The sequence below is a fragment of the Streptomyces endocoffeicus genome (assembly GCF_016741935.1).
GTDB classification, from domain to species: domain Bacteria; phylum Actinomycetota; class Actinomycetes; order Streptomycetales; family Streptomycetaceae; genus Streptomyces; species Streptomyces endocoffeicus.
In genome coordinates this window covers 1-902 of the sequence record NZ_JAERRG010000180.1, presented here as the reverse complement: position 1 = coordinate 902, position 902 = coordinate 1, and the positions used below count along the sequence as shown (strand labels likewise).

Annotated in this window: 1 protein-coding gene; it reads left to right on the top strand. The window is 71.3% G+C overall.

The features are described from left to right. Positions 1–43 precede the first annotated feature (43 nt). Positions 44–902 (top strand): acyltransferase domain-containing protein (locus tag JK364_RS54475; protein WP_201858889.1); only part of this gene is annotated, 859 nt, incomplete at its 3' end.

Below are 902 nucleotides of genomic sequence, written 5' to 3'. Positions count from 1 at the left end.
GGAGGCCGCGCTACGGGCACAGGCAGCGCGGTTGCGCGCGTTCGTGGCCACGAGCGATCGGCATCTCGCCGATATCGGCTCGGCGCTGGCGCGGCACCGGGCCGCGCTGGAGCACCGCGCGGTGGTCGTGGCCGCCGACCGGGACACCTTCCTGGCCGGACTGGACGCCATCGCCACCGGCGAGCCCGCCGCCCATGTGGTCGGCGGAGTGGTTTCGGGCGAACCGCCGTCCGGTGTGGTGTTCGTCTTCCCGGGGCAGGGGTCGCAGTGGCTCGGCATGGCCGCCGAACTGCTCGACGCCTCAACCGTGTTCGCCGAATCCATCGACCAATGCGCCCAAGCTCTCGCTCCGCATATCGAGTGGAACCTCCTCGACGTCCTACGCGAAACCTCGGACGGAAGCGCACTGGAGCGGGTGGAGGTGGTCCAGCCCGCCCTCTGGGCCGTGATGGTGTCCCTGGCCCAGGTGTGGCGCTCGCTCGGCATCGAGCCCTCAGCCGTCATCGGCCACTCACAAGGCGAGATCGCGGCCGCGTGCGCAGCCGGTGTGCTCTCGTTGGAAGATGGCGCGCGGCTCGTGGCCCTGCGCAGCCGCCTCATCGCCCAGGAACTGGCCGGACACGGCGGCATGGTCTCCCTCGCCACCTCCAGCGACCAGGCGCGCGACCTGCTGACCGGCCGCGACGACGTCTGGATCGCCACCGTCAACGGCCCGACCTCCACCGTCATCGCCGGGAGCCCCGCCGCCCTCACCGATGTCATGGCACAAGCGGAAGCCACCGGGATCCGGGCCCGTGCGATCGCCGTCGACTACGCCTCCCACACCCCGCACGTCGAACGCGTCCGGGAACAGCTCCTCCAAATCGCCGCACCCATCACCCCCCACACCGGCGACATCCCCA